This window comes from Parabacteroides sp. TM07-1AC, from assembly GCF_003480915.1.
GTDB classification, from domain to species: domain Bacteria; phylum Bacteroidota; class Bacteroidia; order Bacteroidales; family Tannerellaceae; genus Parabacteroides; species Parabacteroides chongii.
The window spans coordinates 201,695-226,136 of the sequence record NZ_QUKD01000001.1 but is presented as its reverse complement, the minus strand read 5'-3'; the positions used below and the strand labels follow the sequence as shown (position 1 = coordinate 226,136).

General features: G+C 45.1%; 17 protein-coding genes and 1 pseudogene. 4 read left to right on the top strand and 14 right to left on the bottom strand.

The window, feature by feature from the left end; genetic code table 11:
• Window positions 1–103 precede the first annotated feature (103 nt).
• The 13 genes and pseudogenes from DXD68_RS24775 to DXD68_RS00875 all read right to left on the bottom strand — a co-directional run.
• Window positions 104–526: pseudogene (locus DXD68_RS24775) on the bottom strand (D-Ala-D-Ala carboxypeptidase family metallohydrolase); the annotation flags it as partial.
• On the bottom strand, window positions 519–722 hold the full coding sequence (locus DXD68_RS00930) for a hypothetical protein (protein WP_122359889.1): 204 nt from the start codon (window positions 720–722) through the stop codon (window positions 519–521). The gene DXD68_RS00930 and the pseudogene DXD68_RS24775, both read right to left, overlap by 8 nt.
• 45 nt (window positions 723–767) lie before the next feature.
• Complete coding sequence (locus DXD68_RS00925) at window positions 768–1,322, bottom strand: HU family DNA-binding protein (protein WP_233576955.1); 555 nt, start codon at window positions 1,320–1,322, stop codon at window positions 768–770.
• Between the two features lie 111 nt (window positions 1,323–1,433).
• Window positions 1,434–1,964, bottom strand: coding sequence for a hypothetical protein (locus DXD68_RS00920; protein ID WP_122359887.1), 531 nt, complete (start codon window positions 1,962–1,964; stop codon window positions 1,434–1,436).
• A 193-nt stretch (window positions 1,965–2,157) separates the two neighbouring features.
• Entirely contained in the window at window positions 2,158–8,112 is a 5,955-nt protein-coding gene (locus DXD68_RS00915) for a T9SS type A sorting domain-containing protein (RefSeq protein ID WP_122359886.1), read from the bottom strand.
• A gap of 4 nt (window positions 8,113–8,116) precedes the next feature.
• Window positions 8,117–9,433, bottom strand: a complete 1,317-nt coding sequence (locus tag DXD68_RS00910) for a hypothetical protein (protein ID WP_122359885.1) — start codon at window positions 9,431–9,433, stop codon at window positions 8,117–8,119.
• 3 nt (window positions 9,434–9,436) lie between these two features.
• Window positions 9,437–10,456: a FimB/Mfa2 family fimbrial subunit gene (locus DXD68_RS00905; protein WP_233576954.1), complete on the bottom strand. Its 1,020-nt coding sequence runs from the start codon at window positions 10,454–10,456 to the stop codon at window positions 9,437–9,439.
• Between the two features lie 32 nt (window positions 10,457–10,488).
• Window positions 10,489–12,393 carry an Mfa1 family fimbria major subunit gene (locus DXD68_RS00900; RefSeq protein WP_122359884.1) on the bottom strand — a complete coding sequence of 635 codons (1,905 nt, stop codon included), beginning with the start codon at window positions 12,391–12,393 and terminating at the stop codon, window positions 10,489–10,491.
• A gap of 60 nt (window positions 12,394–12,453) precedes the next feature.
• Window positions 12,454–13,887, bottom strand: a complete 1,434-nt coding sequence (locus DXD68_RS00895; RefSeq protein WP_122359883.1) for a DUF3868 domain-containing protein — start codon at window positions 13,885–13,887, stop codon at window positions 12,454–12,456.
• Between the two features lie 13 nt (window positions 13,888–13,900).
• Window positions 13,901–14,491: a DUF3575 domain-containing protein gene (locus DXD68_RS00890; RefSeq protein WP_122359882.1), complete on the bottom strand. Its 591-nt coding sequence runs from the start codon at window positions 14,489–14,491 to the stop codon at window positions 13,901–13,903.
• Between the two features lie 29 nt (window positions 14,492–14,520).
• On the bottom strand, window positions 14,521–14,814 hold the full coding sequence (locus DXD68_RS00885; protein ID WP_122359881.1) for an HU family DNA-binding protein: 294 nt from the start codon (window positions 14,812–14,814) through the stop codon (window positions 14,521–14,523).
• 448 nt (window positions 14,815–15,262) lie between these two features.
• Window positions 15,263–16,246 carry a tyrosine-type recombinase/integrase gene (locus DXD68_RS00880; protein ID WP_122359880.1) on the bottom strand — a complete coding sequence of 328 codons (984 nt, stop codon included), beginning with the start codon at window positions 16,244–16,246 and terminating at the stop codon, window positions 15,263–15,265.
• Between the two features lie 595 nt (window positions 16,247–16,841).
• Window positions 16,842–17,639 (bottom strand): hypothetical protein, encoded by a 798-nt coding sequence (locus DXD68_RS00875; RefSeq protein ID WP_122359879.1) that lies wholly within the window; start codon window positions 17,637–17,639, stop codon window positions 16,842–16,844.
• Window positions 17,640–17,718: 79 nt separating this feature from the next.
• On the opposite strand from DXD68_RS00875, the gene DXD68_RS00870 reads away from it, so the two are divergent.
• The 4 genes from DXD68_RS00870 to DXD68_RS00855 are packed head-to-tail and all read left to right on the top strand — an operon-like array spanning window position 17,719 to window position 22,533.
• On the top strand, window positions 17,719–18,669 hold the full coding sequence (locus tag DXD68_RS00870) for a DUF362 domain-containing protein (RefSeq protein WP_255419264.1): 951 nt from the start codon (window positions 17,719–17,721) through the stop codon (window positions 18,667–18,669).
• Window positions 18,670–20,277 carry a 4Fe-4S binding protein gene (locus DXD68_RS00865; protein ID WP_122359877.1) on the top strand — a complete coding sequence of 536 codons (1,608 nt, stop codon included), beginning with the start codon at window positions 18,670–18,672 and terminating at the stop codon, window positions 20,275–20,277.
• Window positions 20,278–20,317: 40 nt separating this feature from the next.
• A complete protein-coding gene (gene tgt / locus DXD68_RS00860) occupies window positions 20,318–21,448 on the top strand; it encodes a tRNA guanosine(34) transglycosylase Tgt (protein ID WP_122359876.1) in 1,131 nt (376 codons plus the stop codon).
• Window positions 21,448–22,533: an LptF/LptG family permease gene (locus tag DXD68_RS00855; protein ID WP_122359875.1), complete on the top strand. Its 1,086-nt coding sequence runs from the start codon at window positions 21,448–21,450 to the stop codon at window positions 22,531–22,533. Before tgt ends, DXD68_RS00855 begins: the two co-directional genes overlap by 1 nt.
• 190 nt (window positions 22,534–22,723) lie before the next feature.
• On the opposite strand, the gene DXD68_RS00850 is transcribed toward DXD68_RS00855, so the two are convergent.
• Window positions 22,724–24,193 (bottom strand): PCMD domain-containing protein, encoded by a 1,470-nt coding sequence (locus DXD68_RS00850; RefSeq protein ID WP_122359874.1) that lies wholly within the window; start codon window positions 24,191–24,193, stop codon window positions 22,724–22,726.
• Window positions 24,194–24,442 lie beyond the last annotated feature (249 nt).

The window sequence follows — 24,442 nt, the reverse complement described above, 5'->3', positions numbered from 1 at the left end:
CATTACAAACCCAATAAGCCGAATCTTCATGACTGTAATTTTCCGATTGTTTTACATTCCTCCTTATGCCGCACCCCGAAAACAAACAAATCACACAAACCATATAAACCAGCACCTGCATCCGGTTTCTCCCCTCCTTTTTCAATGAAAGATGCAGGAAACGACGCCGCTTATACAAAATAGCCTGATCGAAAACCAATCCCGAACTTTTCAAAAGAGAGAGCAGCTTCTCCGGACCTCCGACAACATAACAATCCGCGGCTTCCCCTTTCCGGTGCTGGCTCGCAGGAACACCACCCGCCAGACGGTTTACCGTTTCACTGCGATATCCACTCAGGATAGCAATCGGAGCTTTATATAATTGGCGTAAAGGCTCCAGCAGACAGGTGACCAGATGCTGCAAAGCCGACTTTGCTTCGGCAGGCGGCGTATTATCCAGTGCATTCTCCACAGCGATGCGGCTATAAGTAAATTCTTCGAGCGAGAAATGTTCGCTCAACATGGTTTTGTGATTTGTGTTATTCATTGTTTTTGATTTTAAATTTATAGGAATAATCCACCCCGAAAAGGGCACCCGCAAACGTACTGATCTCCCCGAAAGCCACCAATACGCTACTATCGATCAATCCCTGAGGATCGATCCAGAATCCGCTGAAGAGAAGAACAATCCCGCTCAATGTGAGCAGGATTGCAATAATCAACTGAACCGTCAACCGTTTCATAATCTCCGTCTTTTAACTGTCAACTGTCACTTGTCAACTGTCAACTCACTCGATCACCGGTCTGTCGTCATCATCCCCTTCTTCAGCTTTTTCAGTAAGGGAAATCTTCTCGAAGCTCGTACGACTCTTCGCTACACGCAATGCTTTCCCCGGATAGAAACGAACACGAGGTTCGCGGATCATACTGGTGACAAAATCATCCTCTTTCTCGACTCCCGACGAACCGAAGTTATACCGGAAATGCCCCAATTCCCCCACCTGGACTCTACGCCCATGCCGCAGATGACGAACCAAAACCACCACCATACGGTCAATCACTGCTTTCGAGCCAGCGCTACCCACCCCGGTGCTATCGCCTACTTCCTCCAAAAAATCTTCAAAAGGAACATAATCGCCACACACCATCTGCGCATACTTCTTCTCAGGAATGTCTTTCTGATCCGGCCCCATGTTTTTTCTGGTAACCAATTTAAACTTCATTGCCATAATACCTATATTTGTAGTTATATGCCCGTAATCGGGACACACTGACAATATATAAGAGTAAGAAAAACAGATTCTGCCATAATAACGACAACTCTGCACGCTATAGTTGTACATACAGACAATAGCCCCTCTTATCCACTCTTTGCTGTTATTATCGTGGCATCATCATCTCCGGTTTTTTTGCATTCATTTTATACAATGTTCCCGTTCCTTCCAACCAATACTTCAGCGAAGTTTCCTGTCTCTGTTTTTCATTGCTTCTTTATAGTCACGATAGAATTTATCTCCCGGATCACTACCCAAAAGCGTATCTTTATTCAATCGGAGAAGATCCTCCGAGGTCAGGATTTGTGTCCGCAACTTATCACCCAGATACCCAATCGACCAGGGATAAGGAAAAACCAGCGCCAGCGAAAAGGCAAGATGGAGAAAAGAAGGATTCGGGCTGTACTCCGGATTCTCCAGTTGCCCGATAAACCGCTGGATGATCTCCGGCTCCTGCAAGTCGAACTGCAACGTGCCGAGCACAGTACTTTCCAGCAGAAAGTTTAGCGTACGCTGCCAGTCACGGGTAAACAGGTGAGTCAAAAACAAACGGTAGCGCACATTCATCACGTTCCATTCGCAAAAGGCAGCCTTATAAGCCAATTGAAGATAATACAGACGACGGGCGGGTGGCAACTCGTTCAGGATTTTTTGAAACTTTCTCACGGATGGAGTCTCTTTGCCGAAAAGGGCTTTTAATTCTTCGTACATATCTTTATTATTTACTGGCAAGGATAAATTCCCTTGCCTGCCCTGGCTGACAGGTACGGATTGTCGGAACCTTCATACGATCGATGTGGCTTTCTACAATGGAAAAATAAGCGTGTTTGTAGTAAAAAACAAAAGAAGCCGTGTCCATTAGAGTAGAACACAGCTTTTTCTAATATTCAGAGATGTAGAGGGGTTATCGGACTTCCACTTTCTCCGTCTGTACCTGGCTGGCAGTCTCAGCCTTTACGATATAGATTTGACCGGGGAGCAGTCCATCTATATAAGCAGTCGGTGTATTCAAGTTGTTTCGGCTGGTAACCAACTGTCCGGAGAGGTTGTAGACCCAAATACGGGTCAGCGGGTCGATGGACGAAACAATCACCTGCCCCGGCATCATCGAGTAGATCGATATGGCTCCCTTTGCCTTCACTACATCGTTGTCGGTCGGCACGTAGTCGGAGCGCAGGAAGTAGCGGCCGTGGGTGTTGCCGGAAAGGGGCAGCTCCTGATTGCTCGATGCGATCAGTGTCGACGTTTGGGTTTCGGCATCATACAGATAGACCGGAACGCTAAACGCTTCCACACCGCTGAAACGAACAACCACCGGATCCTTGCTGTCACTGTAAATACCCAATGGTATATTGTGCATATCCGGTGTTGAATGGATTATGACCGCCCGATTGCCCGCCAATGTATAGACGGTCGGCACTTCCATGCGATCGGGATCCGTAATCATAACGATGTCTTCACCATCCCGATAGCCCACCGAAACCTCTTCGCGACAGGCAACCATCGCTGAACTCTGTTGCCCGTCACGTTCAGCCGTTATGAACAGTTGCGGGAAAGCGGCTTTCGGCTCGGCATCCGCCAGCAAAGAGCGGAGTGTGGCGGAACCCTCCTCGACGGTTGTCATGCTGGTGTTGAAAGTGATTGTAGCCTCATCAGTTCCAGTCTTTTTCACCATGAAACCTTGCAAAGGGGCGATAGTGAAAATCTGCTCCGGAGTGTTGGAAAGTGTAGTTCCATCTTCAGTAACGGTATATACCTTTTCCCCTTCTTCAGTAAACAAACGAATTACATTTTCTATCTTGTCTGTATTCTCTTTTAAGAACTCAGACATATCCAATGCTGCCATAAACGGATTACCGATTAGGTGGTAGTCTTCATTCGTTGTTTGTCGGGTTATACTTGTCGGTATTGTTATTTCTACCTTATCGCCCTTAATTTCTACTAACTTGTTTGAACGTTGCAACTCCTTTATATCATCAGGTAGAGTAACTTCTGTATAACTACCAGTATTTTCACTACTTTGCAGTTGATATTTCTCATCTGCTTTCGGCAGGCGGAACAACGTTTTTGTATTCGGTTCCTGAATCTCTCCACTCCTTAACTGTACACCGACAGAGAATCCTGTTCCCGGTATATATGATTTATATACATCGTTATGCAGGTTACTCCAGTCACCTTGAATGATAAGATCAGACTTATTCATATCGAAACCATAATTAGTAGCCGCACCATTCCACGTTCTTTGGTAGACGGCCGGGTTGAAGCGGTCGTTGCCTTTATTTTGATAATCATATTCGATATCTTTAAACGCCTCCGTCTCCTGTCTGCCAAATAATTTACCTGACGTTGCCGGCAAATACATATCTCCCGAAACCACATCTTGCAATGGGGAAGAGAGCAGATACCAACGTTCCGGTGTCAGTTCGAAGTCTACCCAGGCTTTGTCGTATGTCAGATGTTGCTGGTATTGCAACATGGCTTCGGGCTTGAAGTAGATCTCTTTACACCAGTTGCCGTAGTAGTAGATGGCGTAGTAGCGGTTGCCGTCGTTTGGATCTGAAGCATGCCAAATATCTGTACTTCTGTTTGTTGACTCATCATTGACATACGGATCTTCTGCCACTACTTCGTATTGGATGTCATTATCCTCTAGATTGAGAACAAACTCTTGACCTAATCCTAATCCATTTTTATCGCCTAAAGGTCCTAATACTGTCGCAGTTCCTTCGTCCATTTTCTTCATGGTTACATAGGAACCTTTCATGGGAGCAAAGGCTTTCTTGAAATCAGGTTGCGGACCTCCATTGTCAAAGTAAAGATCATCTGTTCGATTAGAACGTTCCCAGTTCGCATCGTCATTCCAGTCGGAGCTTACAGAGCCATTCCAAGTCAGGTATTTGGGGACGACTTTGATGTGTAGTTCGGCTGTTTTATCATTAGCCTTAGTGCCCGAAGCCCCTACTTTTTGGTAGTGGAATTTAACGGTGTAGGTATGGCCTTCTTCGAAAACTTTTTGATTAACCCCATCACCTGTAAATACCAAATCGAGATAATTACTTGTAGGGTCTAGTTTGCTGATTTTGTCGTCAGTAATATTATCTGCATCATCTACTTTATTTTCAGCATTTACAACCAACGTCTTTAATTTAGCAACAACAGGGTTTGAAGTAGACTTTACTATCTTCTCATCAATTGCAGCTAAGACAACATCCGTGTTAATAGCTGCCTCTAATTTACCAACCGCATTAAACACAGGAATACGCAAATACTTTTGGTTATCATTTTTCAACTCTTCCAACTGCCAAGAGCCAATACGGATTATGCTGTTGACGCTTGCTGGGATAAGATCGCCAGTGCGAACGGAGAATTGGAACGGGCCGTCGCAGTATTGATAAACTTTACCTTCTTCCGGTCTCCAACCTGCTGGGTCAGTTGTAACACCGACTGTATTTATAGCTGTAGCCAAATCAATCGGAAACAGTGTAATGGTTGAATAGTCGACGTTCTCATCAATATCCTTAAGAGATAATTGATTTTGAAAAAGATATAATTTGCCAGCAGTAATAGCATCCTTAATAGACTGTGCCATAACATTTGTAAAATCTTCCGTTCCGTTAATCTGGTCTATTTCTATCTCACTTTGATAGTACTTACGGAACATACTCAACGCATCCATGATTGTCTCATCCTTCTCCCCCAAATACCAATCGAAATACATATCCTTTATGGTTATCCATTTCCCGACAGTTGGAATGCCATCATCGCCGTCTGTTGTCCTTTCGCTAAGATCCAAAATCTTCAGATCGCTGGAAAGGAATGCATCGTCAGGGACTATCGTAGTTCCATCTAATTCTTTACCATCCCCTGTCACATCTGCCTTTACATAAATCGTATGCGACTTTTCCACTTTAAATTTATTGGAGATGGCACATTTGTCGGATGGCATGGGGCGCTCAACTCCTGTCATAAAATGCGGAAAGAGTTGGATATAATACTCGTGTCCTGCTGTTAAAATACCATAGTCGATAGCTAACTTACCTAAAACAACGTATTGATCATTTTCGGTATCGAGCCAAGCGAGTTCGTGGGTTCGTAGCTTTTTAGCTATCTCTGTATCTTCTAATTGTAGCTTCCGATCCTCCATCTCTTTTTTAACCTTTTCTACCTCTTCAAATGTTGGTATATCCCACTTATTCACAGAAATGATAGCCGTTCCAAAGGCATCTTCAGCACCATTTGGAGCATAATTATCTTCGTTATTATAATTTAAAAACAAATATCTCCAATAGTCCTCACCATATTTCACGACCCAGCCTTTCTGATCGGCAGAGATGAATCCGTTATCTGTTTTGTTATCTTGCTCAGTAGGTGTATACTTTTGAGCAACCGTATAATACATGTGATAATGGCGGGGATCGCCACCGTGGTCTCCATCTGCTGTTAACTCCCAAGACTGTTGTGACCAAGTAGGAATCTTCTCACTCTCAGATAAATTCATCTTTTGTTCATTCAAACCAATATTATTCAGCAACAGATCGTAGTTGGCCTTGATAAGAAGACTAGATGTTTCATCACACAGGTTTTCCTGAACGGAGTTCACTTGGGGCTGCGACATATACACCCGGATATCGTCGATGGCAAAGTCGCCCCCATCGGTATGCAGACAGTTGCTGGCTACTTCGAGTTTGTAATTCGTGTAATTCTTACTGGGGATAGTGAATGACATGTAGATTTGTTGCCATTCGGCTGGTATGGCTCCTTTATTATTATTATATTGTGCATCATTTGGATCAGCCGTTCGCACATTATTTTCAATCTCTCCACTATAATATTTGTAGATGATTTCTTCCTGGTTAGTATCCTGGTTTAAAGCTTTGAAAGTAAAGCCAAGGTCTGTTCCGGCTACTTTGGGATATTGGATAGAACCCTCTCCGTCCTCAATCTTTCCATCGACTTGATGAGGTGTTTCTTTAATCTCAGACACAGATATCAATCTTTTTTTCGTACTTGAGGATCTATTCAAATTACACACCCAAGCAGTCACTACAATTTGTGTTTCATTACACAACGTAATATCCGCGTTGTCTATCGGCAATAAGGTAATCAAGTCTGGGGATTCATCGGCATCGACATACATGAAGAAGCCGTGCTCTTTAAGAACTTGATAACGTCGGTCGTAAACATAGAAGGGAGAACGCCCCCAAGTATCATCCTCGCTTGGTGTAAAATGATACCAAGGGCCATTGTTATCCACCATTACCTCGTCTTTCAGAGACTGCCCATTACCATTAATACCATCTACCCCTATAGACCGCATAAAGGCATATTCTCCACGACCGGGCTGGTAAGACCCTGATACGCTTAGGTTAATATCATTGTTATTAGTATTGTTATTCGCAAGAGCTCCAAACCCATAATTAGAATAGTTTTGTTGCAAAGGTACGACACCCATATTATTCTTATTCGTTAATGGTGTTGATTTTTCGAGTATACAGTTTCTTTGGTTATCAACTATTTTTTCCCCATTATATCCTTCTCCTTTTCCTTGTTCATTATTATTAAAAGAAATATTCCCCAAGGATTTGTAATATTTTTCCAAGATTTCTTCCGAACGGAATTGATAAAGGTTGTTTGCTGTCGTAAAGTCTTTTTCAGTCAGTGCCTTATAATTCGGCTCTAAATTCAGAGTGATGGTGACTATCTCTTTTTCAGTATCTGCCTTATTTTCATCTCCCAATGCAGCTACAACAGTATATGTCTGTCGGGTTGTCTTATCTTCTATTTTCAGCATATTCATTGCCACGTCAAGGACATGGGCACGGAGATGGACATTGTGACTACCTAATTTAATTAGTCCATCCCATTGCTTCCATTCAGATGTTACTCCTCCTCCATCAGTATACCCATTCTCATACTCCGTTTTAACTTGATAAACTGGAGTCTCTTCGCCATTTTTGTAAAAGCTCCAATACAAGTATTCAGGTTTTTTCAAAGCCGTTCCAGAACCTGTATAATAATTACTCAATGCGTGAGGCAATCGCAAAGTTATATAATTGGCTTCTATTGGTGCATGAATCTCGTATTTGCCGAAAAAGGAGGCTTCTTCTCCTAAATCTTCACCTTTATTATATTTTTGTATAGCATCTGCCATCTTTTTAGCAGGTCTAATAATATATTTGCGCCGTAAATTGATTCGGTTAGCTATGTATGTTCCGGCGGTTAGTTCATCATGTAGATGTTCATTCCATTTTAGAGTTTTACCAAGATCACAGTAGATAACATATTCATCAGATTCAAACTTTTTCGGTGCTTTTAAATATACATAACGAAGTTGTGGATTAGAACTCCCTGTATGATGCAAATATCCTGTAACAAATTCGTCCTTGTCTTCTTCTTTATAATAAAGATACCTAGACTGAGTGTCATATCCACTTTTACTATCCTTCTTAGGTGATAACATTGCATCTTCACCTTTATTTCCCAAGATTTTATTCACAGGACTATATACATCCATATACTCTTTTATATCTTTTAAATATGTTGCATTAGGGTCTACGTACCATCTTACATAATCGTCTATCTGTGCACCTCCTGTGCCACATAACTCAACCATTACCCTATCTCCGGGAGCCAAATAGATGATTTCTTCTTTTTCGTGGACAAAGCCTTGGTACTTATTTTTAGAAGAAGGGTCACCTTCATTTCTTAAATTATTAAACGCTAAATCAAAAGGCGTAACATGGTCAGTACTCAGAGTTCCCGAGTCCTTCCCATATCCCCACACCGTCACAGCCAGCATTCCTAAAAGCAGGAACAGGCTGCGGGCTTTTTTATTTATATGTATTCTTGTATGTTTCATCTTGTTATTGGTTTAATTCAAAGAGATCTGTTGCACTTAGGTTGAAGGTGAATGTATGTTTTTTTCCATTCTCCTCTGTTGCAACGACTGTCATTGGTATATCTTTCGCTTTAGATGGTATGCGACCTGCTATTTTAAGTGGAGAGCCCTCACTTTTCCCCTCACTTTTTGAATAAATACTGTTTTTAACAGACTCCCAGTCTTCAATTTCCCACCCAGTAATGGTTAGTTCATTACTAGATGCCCCAGTCGGATAAACCCCTTCCAATGTCAACGTAAAGTTTCCTCCACCTTTGACAGGAAGGTTGTAGTTGTTCTGTTCGTCCGTAATAGGTTTGATGTACTCCGGTGCTCCTCCGATGGGCTGGTTATAAGCTTCAAATTTGAATTTGCATTGCGTATCTTTTATAATCAGATGAATCGGCCAGATACGGTTGCGGACTAGGACGGTTCGAGTGAGTGTACGCTCGCCGATTGGAGTGTCATCCAAGTTTAAATTAATTTTGAAGTCACCTATTGTTTCGCTGACGTAGAAATAGAAAGGATCTCCATTCCACGTCCCATTTTTTTTATATCCATCTGTAACCATACTAGCATCTACCGGAGTCTTTAACTTTCCATCTTCATTATACTCCATTACATCGTTTAACTCATACGGATCAACAAACAAGTTCATCTTATCCACAAAGCCGGAGAAGGAGAAATTTGAAATGGGTTCTTGTCTTTCTCCATCCCTTTCTACGGATACTTCTACCCGACTGAGCATTCTTACCAAGGGGATGGTTACTGTCGTATTCTCTGTTAAGTTAAAAGGATAACGGCGGCTCATGGGAAGGTAAGTTCCTGTTTCCGGATTATAAGAGTTAGTACCATTGAACATCGTTACTACTTTCGTTTCCAAATCGCTGATAGACTGAGTCTCCGTCAATGTGTTAAGAAAACTCCCCCCTTCATCCGGCAGGCTTTCCATATTGGCAAAGGCATACGCAACATAGCTGCCTGTTTCCAAGGAGATTTGGTCAGAAGCCCAGGTCTCTCTTGAAGCCCCCTTTCCCTCTTTTACATCCCACCTTTCTACAATAGTTTCATCCTTAGCCAATAAAACGATTAACGAATGGATGTATTCATTCTTTAATGCTTCCGTATCCTCTCCCTCGCCTTTCGTTGCCGGAAGTTCACTTGTTTTCACTTGCAGCGAGAGGGTGACCAAGCCGGAATCGGGCGAAGGGGTCGGGCCTTCTTCGTGGGAGCAGGCGGAAAGGAAGGCCAGCAACAACAAGAGGCAGCCGGCCAGTCGGGTATTCAGTTTGTTTCGTCTCATGGTTTAAATCTCCTCCTTTAAGTTGGTGTCATCCAGGCGGATCACCCAGTCGTTCACGATCACTTCCAGGCAATGGGCCTTGCCGCCGGTGGTGTCGATGTAGATGGTGACTACGTATTCGTCCTGGCGGTCGAGATATTCTTGTGCGTCCAGCTGATGCGATTCCATCTGCGTCAGGCAGAGGAAGTCGGCAAGGTCTACCGCCAGGAAGTCGGTTGTCTCTTGGCTGTAGCGCAGATGCAGGGTTCCTTTGCCGCCTTTGATCAGACGGAGTGTGTTCAGTTCGGCACAAACGGCCGGATAGGTGGTCGTACCGGTGGCAGAAGCGATTTGCTTGATGCCTTTATAATAAGGAAGCCAGGTGAGACGGGTGTCGGCTACCGGCTGGTTGGCGGCGTCGAGGTCGCCGTTGGTAGTGGTCGCCCGGATCTGGAAGTCGTCGGCGTTGAGAGACGTTCCCGGGTTGGCGTCGATCAGGATGAAGCGCAGTTTGTTGGTGTTCTTGACCAACGGGAAGTCGGTATGCGTTTCGCCGCCTTCGGGGATTTCGAGCGTCAGCTGACCCTGGAAGAGGCCGAGCAGTTCACGGTCGACGGTCTGTTGCTCCTGTTTGACGGTCAGGCGGAAATCGGACAGTTGGCTGTCGGCCTTCGGGGCGTTCCAGGTATAATCCTGCTCGTTCAGTCCCGCCCAGGCAAGCAGGCGGTAGGTGCCCGGCTGTAGGTCGAGTTCGATGCGGTTGGCCTTCAGCTCCTCACCGGCGATGGTGCACGACGAGAGGAAGGTGCCCTCTTTGTCGTAGATATAAAGTTCGACCTGTTTGGCTCGCTCCTGGCATTCCATCTCGTGGGCGAAAGCGTCGGCAAACTTCATATTATGGGTGTAGACAAAACTAAGCGTATGCTTACACAGCGGCAGGTCGTCGTGGATATAATCGCACGAAGCGAAACCGAGTAAAAAGAACAGGCTGGCTATCATCCATACGCCTATTCCGGCTGGTTGGTTCTTTATATATGTTTTCATTCTATGCTTTATTTGATTCGTTTTCAGTTTGTTTACAGATAGACATATTCCGGATCCAGTTTGATCCAATTGACTACGGTCACCTTTATATTTAATAGTTTAGGGGTAGGGTCGGGATCTGGACCAGGACCAGGGCCAGGTTTATCGGGATCTTCCGGGTCTTCCGTATCCACCGGAGGCTTAATCGGCTCTTCCGGATCGAACGGTGGTTCATACGGAATGTCATACCCCAGGCCGTAGATGTCGCTGATACGCAACTTATAAATGTTGTTGCGCACGATAGCGTATTCCATAATTCCCTTTGTCGAAGCGTTGTTGTTCGAGTGGCGGATCCACCAAGGATAATAGCAGACACCGTCCGCATACGTATGCAGACCGTAGAAAGCCAATAGCCGGCGGGTATCCTTGCCGTTCTGATTAATGACCGGTTTGCCGTTCTCCAAGCTGTAACCGTAAGTTGTCTTCATATAGGAAGACCAGCTGAGAGAAGCAGCTTCCGAGGTTGTCAACGTGGCTGTCAGCGTCTTGCCTCCCAATGAGCGGAGCAGATGCTTCCTGTAGCCGACCGGATCGCCTTCCTTGATCTTTCCCGCCAATGTCTGAACGTCCGCCCAGGTTTTGCCGGAAAAAGAATAACTAAACAGGTCGGTTCCGCTTGGAGCGTACGCCAACATGGCGGCTTCAGGCGTTCCGTACAATTTACCGCCAAAGGAGAAGAAGGTAAACGGCTTACCGTCGGATGAAGCGGTTTCGACTATCTTTTTGGTTGCCGGATCATATACCCACCATTTGCCAGGCGTATAATGCGCCTTAAATACAACACCCATATTGATAAAACGGCTCTGATTGGCTTTCGAAACGGTGTTCTCCAGTGTATAGCCGATACGATACCAGTCTCCGACGCGCTCGCCCAAGCCGGCCGGGAATTTCCAGTTGGCCGTCGAAGTGCCGTAGGCAGTCAGGTAGTTTTCGTACAGGTTGCGAAGCGGCCGGCTTCCCGCACCCGGTGCATCCGGGTTGAACACTTTCCTGTTCACGTTGGCTGTTGTCTTTAGATAGCTCCACGGATCGATTACATAGTTGATCTGATGGTCGCCGAACTCAGGCAGTTCCAAACCCAGGTATTCCGTAGTCGAGGCATTGCCGTATTCGCCGGTGGCGGCATCGGCTGCCTGTACGCGTTTCAGCATATAGCTGCCGGCACTGAGGTTGTTGATCAACATGGCGCCGGTGATGGAGACCTGCGCTTTGCCGAACTTCTCGTCGGTCACGTCATAGATGTCGTAGGCCGTACGGTAGTCGATGCGGGCGGCATGGCGTTCCACTTCGACAGTGGCACAGGCGGGGTTCGTGGCCGTATTATCGCCGCAAAGCGTAACACGGTCGTTGGTATGGCCATTGGACGACATGACAAAGCGGGAGTATTTGCCCTCCTTCTCCGTCCAGGCACGTTTTTGCAGGTAGTCGCGGATACTGCCCAACGTCTTGCCCTGTAATTGAGGGCGAAGGTCGCCGGTGTTAGTAATGACCAACAGGTCGTATTCCCCGCCGGGGAGACCGACTTTGACGGGGTTCAACCGGTTGTCCTCTTCGTTAAAGTTATCGCGGCTGAAGTACATGATCTTGTCGATCGGCGTCGAGGCCGGAGAATTGGCTTTGTTGTCGCCCTGGTAGAAAAGCAGCAGCAGGTCGTCGATATGCGTCTCGTAGGCCTGGCCGGGTTCATGGCCGTCGCCGTTCTCGCCGCCGGTGGGGTTCGAACGGGTTGGCAGACTGCCTCCTGTTGCTTCGGGGCAACGGACAGTCAGTTGAAGATAGGTTTCGTAGTCCCCTCTCCCATTCTCGTCATCTCCCTGCCCTATCCGGATTTCGTCGGAGCAGGAAGTGAGCAACAGGCAGGCGGCCAGCAAGGATGATAGTTTATATTTATGATCCATAATTTATCGTTTATGTCGTAGCGGTGTGTCAAAACTCCGTTTTGTCACATTTACAGTTAATTATTCTTCCCGTTTAAGACGAATCTGTTCCAGATTCTTATCGACAGCTTCCGATACGTCGGATTTACCTTTCAATGAATTAAGCAACTGTTCTGCCTGATCCAAATTGCCTTCCAGCATGGCGATGGAGGCAAGGGCCAACTGTTTCTCCGAAGAATCGGTTGTCTTATTCAGATAGCGCTTCGCCTGGGCCAATTGCTTGTTACTGATGGCCGTGTTAGCGGCGTTCAGATTGGAAACAGAGTCGTCCGGATACATGCGAACGGCGATTTCGAACACCTCGCTATACTGCCGGCTGCCCGGTTCGTAGGTTTGCGCTACCTGGAACATTTCACTTAAACTCAGTTGCTTCGGATCAGTATAGAGCAGTTCTTTCGCCTCTTCGACCGTGAAGTTGCGGATCGTATATTTCACCGCATAGTCAGAATGACGAAGAGCAGGATAAACCTCACTAAGCAATGTTTTATAAGAAGTTCCGCCATTCAGTGTCTTGAGCTTCCATTCCTTTTTATCCAAATCAGAAGGTTCGTCGGCGCGGATGATGGCAAGCAGTTCTGCCTTGTCCGGCAACGACATCGTTTCCAGCCGTTTCTCCAGCCCTGCCCAGTCTTCCGGTTCGAAGTCGACCGTAAATGCCGCCCGGTCGAAATGATACAGGCCTTTTACGTAATCGCGCAATGCCTTGGCACGGTTTTCTGCCAGGTAGGCATTGTTGGAATAACTACCTTCGGGAGAGGCATAGCCTTTGATATATACTTCGGTGATAGTGGCATACTTATCGTTACGTACCGACTCGACAGTCTCCCGTATCGCTCTCAACTCCTGAGGGTTATTGCGATAATCCGGATAAATGGTTGTCTTATTCACCGGGAAATCGAGAAAAGCGCTTCCCTCTTTCGCCCTGGCTTTTACTGCTTCGACTTTTGGCGTTTGATAGCAAAGGAAGGGTTTCAGGACAATGGGTTCAGCCAGGTTGATGGCGAACAACGGGGAACGGGTGCTTTGCAAGGAGTCCCACCCGCAACCGCATTCATCGGTGATAAGGGCGACTTCCGACTTTTCCATCCATTTGGCAAACGGAGTGCGGGTCTGATAGTCCACCTTCTGCTCCTCACCGTTGCGGCGGCGCAACTCGATTTCCTTGTTTTCTATAAGATTACGGCCGGTACGTTCATATAATATATGACGGCTGCGGCCATTGATGATCACCGGAGTGAGTGGTCGTATGCTGTCGTCGCGGACGATCACCGGCGTACAGACGATACTGCGGTCGCCCCGCACTTCAAGGCTGTCGAGGTCGAACGTCATGCCGATCACCAGTGAAGTGTCGGCCTTTTCTACTATCTTGTCTTTGATCTTAATCTCCTGTGCACCGGCAGTCAGAGCAGAGAGCAACAGACCGGCGGTTATAATGGTTATCTCTTTCTTTTTCATACGTTTTCAGATTTTAGAATTGATAAATCAGACTGACAGCCGCTTGGGTGGGACCGAAATAATGTTTCTTGACGGTCTCGATCTTGCTGCCGCAGTTGGTGCAGGGATACTTATCCGATTCGAGGTAGAGATAACCCACACCGACGGTCGCTTCCATATTCCAGTGCTTGGAAAGGATCCAGGAATACCCGTAGCTGATACCCACACCGGCTCCCCAACCCTGGTGACGTTCGTTCTCCGTTCCCAGGAGCTTGATGTCCGATACGTTGTACAACAGGTATGGTACATGCAGTCCGATAAAATGTTTGTAGAAGGTTTCGCAGAACCAGTAACGCAGTTCGGGATGAACGCGCAGATGTTTCAGGGACTTGCCGTAGCTGCCGTCGTTCTCCTTTCCGTCGAACGGATTCAGGCCGACTTCCGCTTCCAGGCTCCAGTGACGGGCAAGGCGAACTTCGGCACCCAGGTTAAATGTAGCCGTACCCCAATAGGGAAGGTTGGTTTTGATACCGGCAACCGAACCCTTGCTTTCCGACAGTTCGTTTTGTGCAGAAAGACCAATGGTCAGGAGGCTGAAAATCAGCAAAAGGAAATTCTTTTTCATATGGCTGTTTTATTGGTTATTATTCTTGTTTACTTTTGGATATGGCTGTCTTCATTCAGCCGTTTTTTCAGGTCGCTGCCTACGCTGAATTTGACGGTGACGGAAGGCTCCAGCATGCAGGGTTCTCCATTTTGGGGATTGCGGACGGGACGTGTTTTTTGCCTTTTAGGCAGGAATGTTCCAAAGCCACGGATAGAGACTTCTTCGTTCTGTTCCAGGGATTCCGTTATGGAGTCCAGTAACGTATTGATGAACAGGTTCACTTTGTATTGAGGGATCCCCAATTTCGCGGACACTTTGGATTCAAGGGTTCTTTTATTCATACTAATGTGTGTTGTTTTGTTTGAACTTATTTATGAAATAAGTTTTATCAGCCCGAAAAAGCCACACCGAGAAAGAAAGACTGAAAGACAATAGGATAGTTTTTCTTTTATTTTATCTTTCAATTGTGTTTAAAAGAGTATAAATCCACTGTTACTTTCACATAACAGCTGTTAAAACACAAGAAGGGATGACCGATTATATTCTCATTTTATCAAATTCAATATAAACAAGCTATTACCGGCTAAAAAATTGTAAATTACAGACAAAACGCTAATACCAGATTTTCTTTATTACCTATACACATAAAAAGTACGATGATTTTTTCTTTATTTTTTCTAATCTTCTTACCTTTGTGGACATCTAGTATTAGGTATTAAGACAAAAGCGAATAAGAATCAATGTTCATTTCGTAATTGTTCTTATTTCATAAATAAGCTACCCCTTATTTCATAAATAAGTTCCTTCAATTCCCCGCCAATTTATGCGTTTCTGCTTATCCGACAGTATTTTACAAATCGGGCTCGTTATCTTTTGATTCGCCTGATCGAGTTCAGGCTGGTCGAGTCGGTTGAAGTAGCCACGCGTCGTTTTTTCGTTCGTATGCCCTAATGCCTGGCTGATCACGGCGATATCCACATGCAGCCGACGGGCTTCGGAGGCCCAGGTATAACGCATCACATACGAGGTAAGGTTATTATGAATACCTAATAGCTGACCCACCTGTTTCAACGTTTCGTTATGAGCAGACAGCATGGACTTGTACTGACGGTGAGTAGCCGAAGCAAACATCACAGGGAAAAGGTAATCGCTGCCCGATGATTCATATTTACGGATCATCTGCCACATGCCGGAAGTGATCTCGACACGTATCTCTATACCGGTCTTATGCCGGTTGTACACGATAGCCTGTCCATGGATATTCTTCCGCGTCAAGTGCACCATGTCTACGAAAGGCATGCCATACGCCATAAAGCTGAAGAGTGCCAGATCCGTTGCCAGGGTCAGATCGGGACGGTCACGAAAATCGGCTGTCGCCATCTTTTTCACCTGCTGGTCCGACAATGGCTTTTTGACTGTCATATCGCGTTTCAGTCTCAGTTTGTGGAACGGATGCAGTTTTCTTTTAAACGGTTTGTCGTCGAAAGCAGCATTGTATATCGCCCGGAGACTGCTCAGGTAGCTGTTGATCGTATTGATCTTTAATCCTTTTGCCTGCAAGTAAGCCTGAAAATCGTTCACCTGAGTCGCCGTTACGTCACAGACCCGAATATCTCTGTTTCCCAAGAAGACAAAGAAATGATGACCGGCCGCCTGATAAAGATCAGCCGTACTGTCTTTTCCCATCAGTCGCTTGCTTTCTGCCCGTCGACCGACATATTCATGCAGAAAAAGCCCTTTTTTCTTCTGATTGTTTTCTTTTGTTATTTCCATACATGATTGTTTATATTAGTAAATCAAAATGTTATACTTTTACAGGAATTAAAATCAAATATATCATTTTATTCCATTATTTGTAACATCACTTTTTCCATGGAGAACGCTTTCAGGGTAATTTCACCCTGTTCCGCTCCCATTTCTTCCCCTATAAACCTTTTTTGCACGGTCATAGTTCTCTTCACCCGGCTCATAATTTATTTTTCCCGGCAGCTGACAGTGATTTACCCGGCAGATAAATAAAATTACCTGCCGGGTGACGGGAATACACCGGCAGGTAAAAGCAGGAAATGGTCTCTTCGGGTAAGAAAACGGATCGAAATCTTCCCTTTTTATCTCTACAATGAGAAAAAACAGGACTCAATATATAATGACAATATGTTTGTCTTTCAGTGGTAAAGGCTAACAGGTTCTTTAATTACCTGGCAGGTCATCAGCTGATAAGAACAAAAATTTATCAGTTCAGCTTTCAGGTTATCTTTCTGTATTTACTGAACGTCGGGAGAAACGCATAAAAAAGATCTCCTTAACCAAGCCTTCATGCAGAAGACTGGCTAAGGAGATAAAATAGCAAAATGTAAATATGAATTATTTATTCTTCCAGCAATCCTTCCAGGTAACGTTCCGGCGACAAACCGATGCGTTGCATAAAACCGGCAAGGGCACTAAAGTTCAATTCTTCTTTTTCACTGTCGAGTAAAGTGACTTTACGGATAACATTCAGCGGCAAAGAAATGGGAACGAAAGGTCTCAGTTGCCCGTTCTCATACCGGTAACCGGCATCGACCGGACTACGAAGGACCGCCAAACGCCATTCTTTTTCCGGTGCACACGACGGTTCCTTTACTTCCAGACAAGCATTACATAAAAGCGAGAAGAAACGGGAATCGGATGTAAAGCCGCTGTGTTCATCATCGAAAAAGAACTTATCGTATTCACGCTCCATTTGCGTAATAAAGTTATCGAGTACCTGTCTTTCATCGTATTTACAACGAACCAGGAACATGTTTTCGAAAAGGCAATGTTCCGCCTGTTGCTCATAATCGAAAGACAAACGCAGGTAGGGTTGTTTAGCGGACTTTACCTTTTCCGGGAGTTCGGTTTCATTTTCATAGAAAGACAATTTATAAATATCCATTTCCGGCCCGATCAGCATACGACGCTTCTCACGAAAAAAAGGAATAGCCTGTTTACTCTCTTCTGCCGGAATTCCTTTTTGTATTTCATACTCTCCTATCGCCTTCCGGAGCAGCGACAATCCATATTGATATTCTTCCTGAGGAACGGTATATAATAAATTATCAGCCTGTAAAGTAAGTGCCGGTTCCCCGGTAGTTACCACGCATCCTTCGACAAAGGAATGCAGTGATATATAAGCATATAATTCCATTAAATTAATATTTTTTACGGGCAAAGATACACTATAATTCAGAGAATTACTACCTTTGTTACATCTATAAACAATTCTAATAACCAATTACAACAAAATGAAACGTCGTGATTTCTTAAAGACCAGTGTAGTAGCTGGTGCCGCATTATCCATAGACTTTAAAGGGCTGCAAGCAGCATTGTCGACCAACACCATGGCAGTAGAGCAGGCTCCCGAAATGGTAGCTGTGATGGGTGGCGAACCTGAGGCGATGCTCGATAAAGCATTGGAAACCCTGGGGGGAATCGGTAATTACATCAAGAAAGGGCAAAAAGTGGTTATCAAACCGAATATCGGATGGGACCGTACACCGGAACTGGCAGGAAATACCAACCCGCAGCTTATCAAAGCATTGGTGAAAAAATGCCTGGCAGCCGGAGCAGAGAAAGTAACTGTTTTCGACCATACCTGCGATAATTGGCAGAAATGTTATGAGAGCAGTGGTATAGCTGCTGCCGTAAAAGAAGCCGGAGGTATCATCATGCCTGGCAACGATGAGAAATATTTCAAAGAAGTATCCATCCCCAACGGAGTAAAAGTAAAGTCTGCCAAGATACACGAAGCACTGATCGAAGCGGACGCCTGGATCAATGTGCCTATCCTGAAGAATCATGGCGGGGCAAAACTTTCCTGTGCCATGAAGAATTACATGGGGATCGTATGGGACCGTCGTTTCTTCCATCAGAACGACTTGCAGCAATGTATCGCCGACATCTGTACCTGGCAAAAGAAACCGGTTCTGAATATCGTGGATGCTTACCGGATGATGCATCAGAACGGGCCGCAGGGTAAAAGTGCAGCCGATGTAGCGACATTGAAATCAATAATCGTATCTCCTAACATCGTTGCAATCGACACGGCAGCCCTCGCTTTATTCAACCAGGTAAAGAAACTGGACATGGAAGCAGTAAGCCATATCGGTAAAGGCGAAGAGCTTAAACTGGGATCAACGGATTTGAAGAAAATCAATATCAAACGTATTAAAATATAAATGAAGCGACCTAATTACTTAAAAGGACTGCGGGTACTCCTCGCAGCCCTGTTTTTTATACCTATACTTCTTTTCTTTCTGGACTTCACGAATAAGATGCCGGTCGGCGTACACAGATTACTGCATGCACAGTTATTGCCGGCTATCCTTGCGGGTATGTTCGGGATTGTAGCCGTATTGCTTCTCCTGACATTGGTATTCGGACGTATTTACTGTTCAGTATTATGTCCTGCGGGAGTTTTCCAGGATATCATCAACCGCCTGTTCTGCATAGGGAAAAAGAAGAAAAAAGGAGTACGGCGATTTAAATATCATAAGCCATTGAACTGGGTACGATATGTGTTGCTGGCGGCCACTGCGATAACTGCCCTACTGGGATTCTCCGGTTTATGCCTGTTGCTCGATCCGTATAGTAACTTCGGACGCATTGCGGCAAACCTGTTCCGCCCTTCTGTTATGTGGGGGAACAATGTATTGGCCGACTGGCTGATGAAAATGGATAACTATTCATTGTTCCACGTAACGATCAGCACGGTAAGTATTGCCGGCCTGGTATCCGGTATTGTGGCTCTGGTTGTTTTTGCCGTTTTGGTTATTTTCCGCGGACGTTTGTTTTGTAACTCATTATGCCCGGTAGGTGCATTGCTTAGTCTGGTGTCACGTTATTCATTCTTCCGTATATCATTCGATAAAGGGGCTTGTACCCATTGCGGAAACTGTGAACATACCTGCAAAGCAGAAGCGATCGACGCCAAGAATCTGACTGTCGATACTTCTCGTTGCGTGGATTGTTTCAACTGCGTTTCTTCTTGTTCCAAAGGTGGTCTGCAATATCGTTTCAACCCTCCTTTCCGGAAAGAAGAGAAAGCGATTACTGAAGTTGCTATGAAAATGGAACAGCAACCGGCAGTAAACAGCCGTCGTACTTTCCTGGCAACCGGAGCAACTGTTGCAGCCACGCTGCCAATCGTATCGGCTATCGCGGAAGGTGTCGAACAATGCGAAGGACACGGAAATGGAAATGGTCATGGAAAGAGAAAAGGACGTAAAAAATGGCCGCCCATCACCCCTCCCGGATCATTGAGCCTGGAACGTTTCAAAGACAAATGTACGGGATGCCATATCTGCGTCGTGAAATGTCCGAGCCAAGTATTACGTCCTGCCGGACTGGAATATGGTTTCGATTATCTGTTGAAGCCACGTATGGCTTACATCAGCAGTTATTGTAATTATGAGTGTACGATATGCTCGGAAGTTTGTCCGGCTGGGGCTATTCAGCCTATCACGGTGGAAGAAAAGAAATCGTTGCAGGTGGGTATTGCAACTTTCTTTATCAACCGGTGTATTGTGAAGACGGAAGGAACCGACTGCGGAGCCTGCTCCGAACACTGTCCGACCCAGGCTGTACACATGGTGCCTTATGAAGGGACACTGACCATTCCGCAGGTAAATCCTGACTTATGTGTAGGTTGTGGCGGATGCGAATCGATCTGTCCGGTGCGTCCGATGCGGGCTATTATCGTGAAGTCGAATGTAGTGCATCAGACCATTGTTTTACCGGAAGAGGAAGAAGTCAAAAACGTAGAAGTCGATGACTTCGGATTCTGATAGAAAAATACTATCTTTGCGCCCAAAGCGAAGATAAGTAATGAAATTCGAATTACAACACAACGATACTAAAACAAATGCAAGGGCGGGCTTGATTACTACCGATCACGGGGTAATCGAGACGCCCATTTTTATGCCTGTCGGAACACAAGGCACAGTGAAAGGCGTCCACATGACCGAGTTGAAAGAGGATATCAATGCCCAGATCATCCTCGGTAACACCTATCATCTTTACCTGCGTCCGGGTCTTGAAATCCTGGAAAAAGCTGGCGGATTGCACAAATTCAATACATGGGACCGGCCTATCCTGACCGATAGCGGAGGTTTCCAGGTGTTCTCGCTTTCCGACAATCGCAAATTGCATGAGGAAGGAGCCGAATTCCGTTCGCATATCGACGGTTCGAAACACCTCTTCACCCCGGAAAAAGTAATGGATATCCAACGCATCATCGGTGCCGATATCATTATGGCTTTCGATGAATGCTGCCCGGGAGACGCGGATTACGATTATGCAAAAAAATCTTTGGGACTGACCGAACGTTGGCTGGACCGTTGTTTCGAACGCTTCAACTCTACCGAACCGAAATATGGCTACGGGCAATGCCTCTTCCCCATCGTACAAGGTTGCGTGTATCCTGACCTGCGCCGTCAAGCGGCAGAAAATGTGGCAAAGAAAGGCGCTGACGGAAACGCCATCGGTGGCCTGGCTGTCGGCGAACCGACGGAGAAGATGTACGAAATGATCGAGGTAGTCAATGAAATATTACCCAAAGACAAACCCCGTTACCTGATGGGAGTCGGTACGCCGATCAACCTGCTGGAGGGAATCGAACGTGGTATAGATATGTTCGACTGTATCATGCCGACCCGTAACGGACGCAACGGACAGATCTTCACGCAATATGGCACGATCAACCTGCGCAACAAGAAATGGGAAGACGACTTCTCCCCTGTCGATCCGGACGGTCATTCGCTAGTCGACACGCTCTACAGCAAAGCATATCTGCATCACCTGATCAAGGCAAACGAAATGCTGGGTCTGCAGATCGCTTCTATCCATAACCTGGCTTTTTACCTGTGGCTGGTAAAAGAGGCACGCCGCCACATCATTGCCGGCGACTTCGGTACCTGGAAAAGCGGCATGGTACAGCAACTAAACAATAGATTATAATGAATTTTAAATTAAAACGGATAGACTGGTACATCATCAAGCAATTTCTCGGAACGTATGTTTTCGCGATTATTCTGATTATCTCTATCTCCGTCGTATTCGATATAAACGAAAAGATCGACAAGTTCCTGAAGCCGGATGTACCTTTGCAGGCAATCATCCTGGATTATTACATGAACTTCATTCCGTATTTTGCCAACCTGTTCAGTCCGCTGTTCACATTCATCGCAGTTATCTTCTTTACTTCGAAGCTGGCGGACAATTCCGAGATCATCGCTATGCTGGCAAGTGGAATGAGTTTCCGGCGATTGATGTTGCCCTACGCCATTTCGGCAGCAATTATCGCGACAGCCAGTTTCATACTGAGTGCTTTCATCATTCCTCCCGCCAACAGTACACGTATCGACTTCCAGAACAAGTATATCAGGAACAAAAAAGTGGAATATGCCCGGAACATACAGATTGAAGTGGAACCGGGTGTGATTGCTTATTTCGACCGTTACGATGCACGTCCGAATATGGGTTACCGTTTCTCTTTGGAACATTTCGAAGGGAAGAAGTTGATCTCAAAACTGACAGCCAACTCGATCAAATATGATTCGCTATACCAATGGACCGTCATCGATTATATGATCCGCGACTTTGACGGGATGCGCGAACATATCACGCATGGTTCACGTAAAGACACGACTCTGACAATCATACCGTCCGATTTCCTGATCTCGGTAAACGATTGCGAAACAATGACTTCGCCTCAATTAGCAGAATATATCGACCGACAGAAAACACGTGGCATCGGCAATATACAGACTTTCCAAATCGAATATCACAAACGTTTCGCCTCTATTATGGCTGCGTTTATTCTGACCTCTATCGGAGCCTCACTTTCTTCCCGCAAAATCAAAGGGGGCATGGGATTGAATATCGGTATCGGACTGGCTTTAAGTTTCTCTTATATTCTGTTTACCACGGTTACATCTACTTTCGCAATCAACGGATACGTAAGTGCGATGGTGGCCTCCTGGATTCCGAATATTCTTTATACATTCATTGCTATTTATCTGTATCGGAAAGCACCGAGATAATCAAAAAGGCTTTCATAGCAAAACGGGAAAGTATGTCAAAAACGGGATTTACCGGACGCAGATAACGCAGACGAGCACAGAGTTACGCAGATATTTAATTATAAAATAAATCTGCGATAATCTGTGCTCTTCTATGTAGTCTGCGTCCGGTTTATTTGTTTTGACGCAACATCATTTCGTGAATAGTATCTTATTCAAAAACAACCTCTAATTCATCTATATACAATGTACTTCCGGGAGCCCCCTGGAAAGCATCACCTTTGCTGCTGGAAGAAAAGATCAGTGCCAGCTTATACAATTTAGTCGAATCATAGGTCTTGCCTGTCAGGAATTTAAATTCGAGACTGAAAGGAGTATATTCCGCTTTTGCTGTTCCGTCAGCCAGTGATGCTACAGCTACAATCTTTTCGGAATTGCCGATGTTCAGACCAGTCAACGTTTCGCTTTCGTCAGCTACTTCATACAAAACACCCTTTATACTGCATTCGTCCGTTAATTCCGGATGTTCTACAATATTCTTTTTATCAGAACCATCGAGGAACAATTCGCCCGGAGTATATTTATAGTATCCGTTAAAAAGTAACGGTTTCTTATCACACATAATACCGAATTTCGTGCTGTTTAACTGATTAAAAGGATCGATTGCAAAACGTCCGGTATACAGAGAACCGGAAGTAATAGCAGGTGCTAAAGAAATATCCGATGTATTCTTTGTCGTCAGTTTCGCTGCCATACCTTTAACAGCGTCTTCTGTTGGAACAACCGGAAATTCGTCTGTATAGCCAAATAATGCCAAATAGCTGGCACCAGCACTGCTTGTCGCCAATTTATCATCCGGATACGGAGTCTGATAAGCCGCTTTACCGGTACCCTTATTCACCCATTCGTCTAACGAATATTTCTGCATTTTACCTGCTACAGAAACGGTATAAGTTGTCGTCGTGATTCCATCTTCCGAAATAACCGTATAAGTGACAGGTTTAGAGAAATCCTGCGCCACACCGCTTGCCGGAGTGATCGTTGCTTTATCGGAAATCTTGATGGTAGGAACCAATGCGGCTAATTCTTCCGCCTTGATGGTATCTGAAACCATAAAGGTTATGTTTGTTCCGTCAATTGCCGGCAGCGAAACAACTTCTTTACTATCGAAAGTAAGCTCTGTGATCTTCGCTTCCGAACTCTGGTCTGCTGCCAGTTTCGTTCCTTTGAAATCAACCTTCACTGTGATAGCTGCACCCGACTGGGTTGCTTTCACGTTGATAACCATATCCAGTTTTTCACCGGCAATAGTACCGGTCATCACCACATTACATTCGCCAACAATAGGTAAATCCAGCGTATCTTCGCCGTCGAATTTACAGGCATTATCGCCTTGTTTTTCTACATTACATTTGTCTACGGAAATGTTTCCAAGTGCCATCGCCCCAAAACTGAAGTTCTTCAGTTCCATCTTGATTTGGTTGTCGCCAACTTTGGTTACATACATTTTTTGTGGAAGATTTTCTCCTACTTTCGTTCCGTCGAGGTCTACGTCGAGTGTTCCTTTGTAAACACCATCAAATTCAGTTCCGATAGGTTCCACCTTATCGTCATCACTACAAGCCGAAAACAGGCCGAACATGCAAAGCATGCTAAAAAAATAAAGTAATTTTGTTTTCATAAATTTGTAAGTAAACTAATACCTTTTAATTAGTAATAAATCATTCATTAGATGCACGAAGATAGGAAGTTTTTCGGGATATCTTCCCGAATACGACAAGCAAGAATTTCTCCAGTTATCTATCAACTCTCGCCATCGTATCAAAAACAACAGAATCCGGATTCTGTTAAAATAGATTCATATAAACAAAAAGAGGAGGATTGTGGGTTTACACATCCTCCTCTTTACTATAAAATCGAAATACCTGGT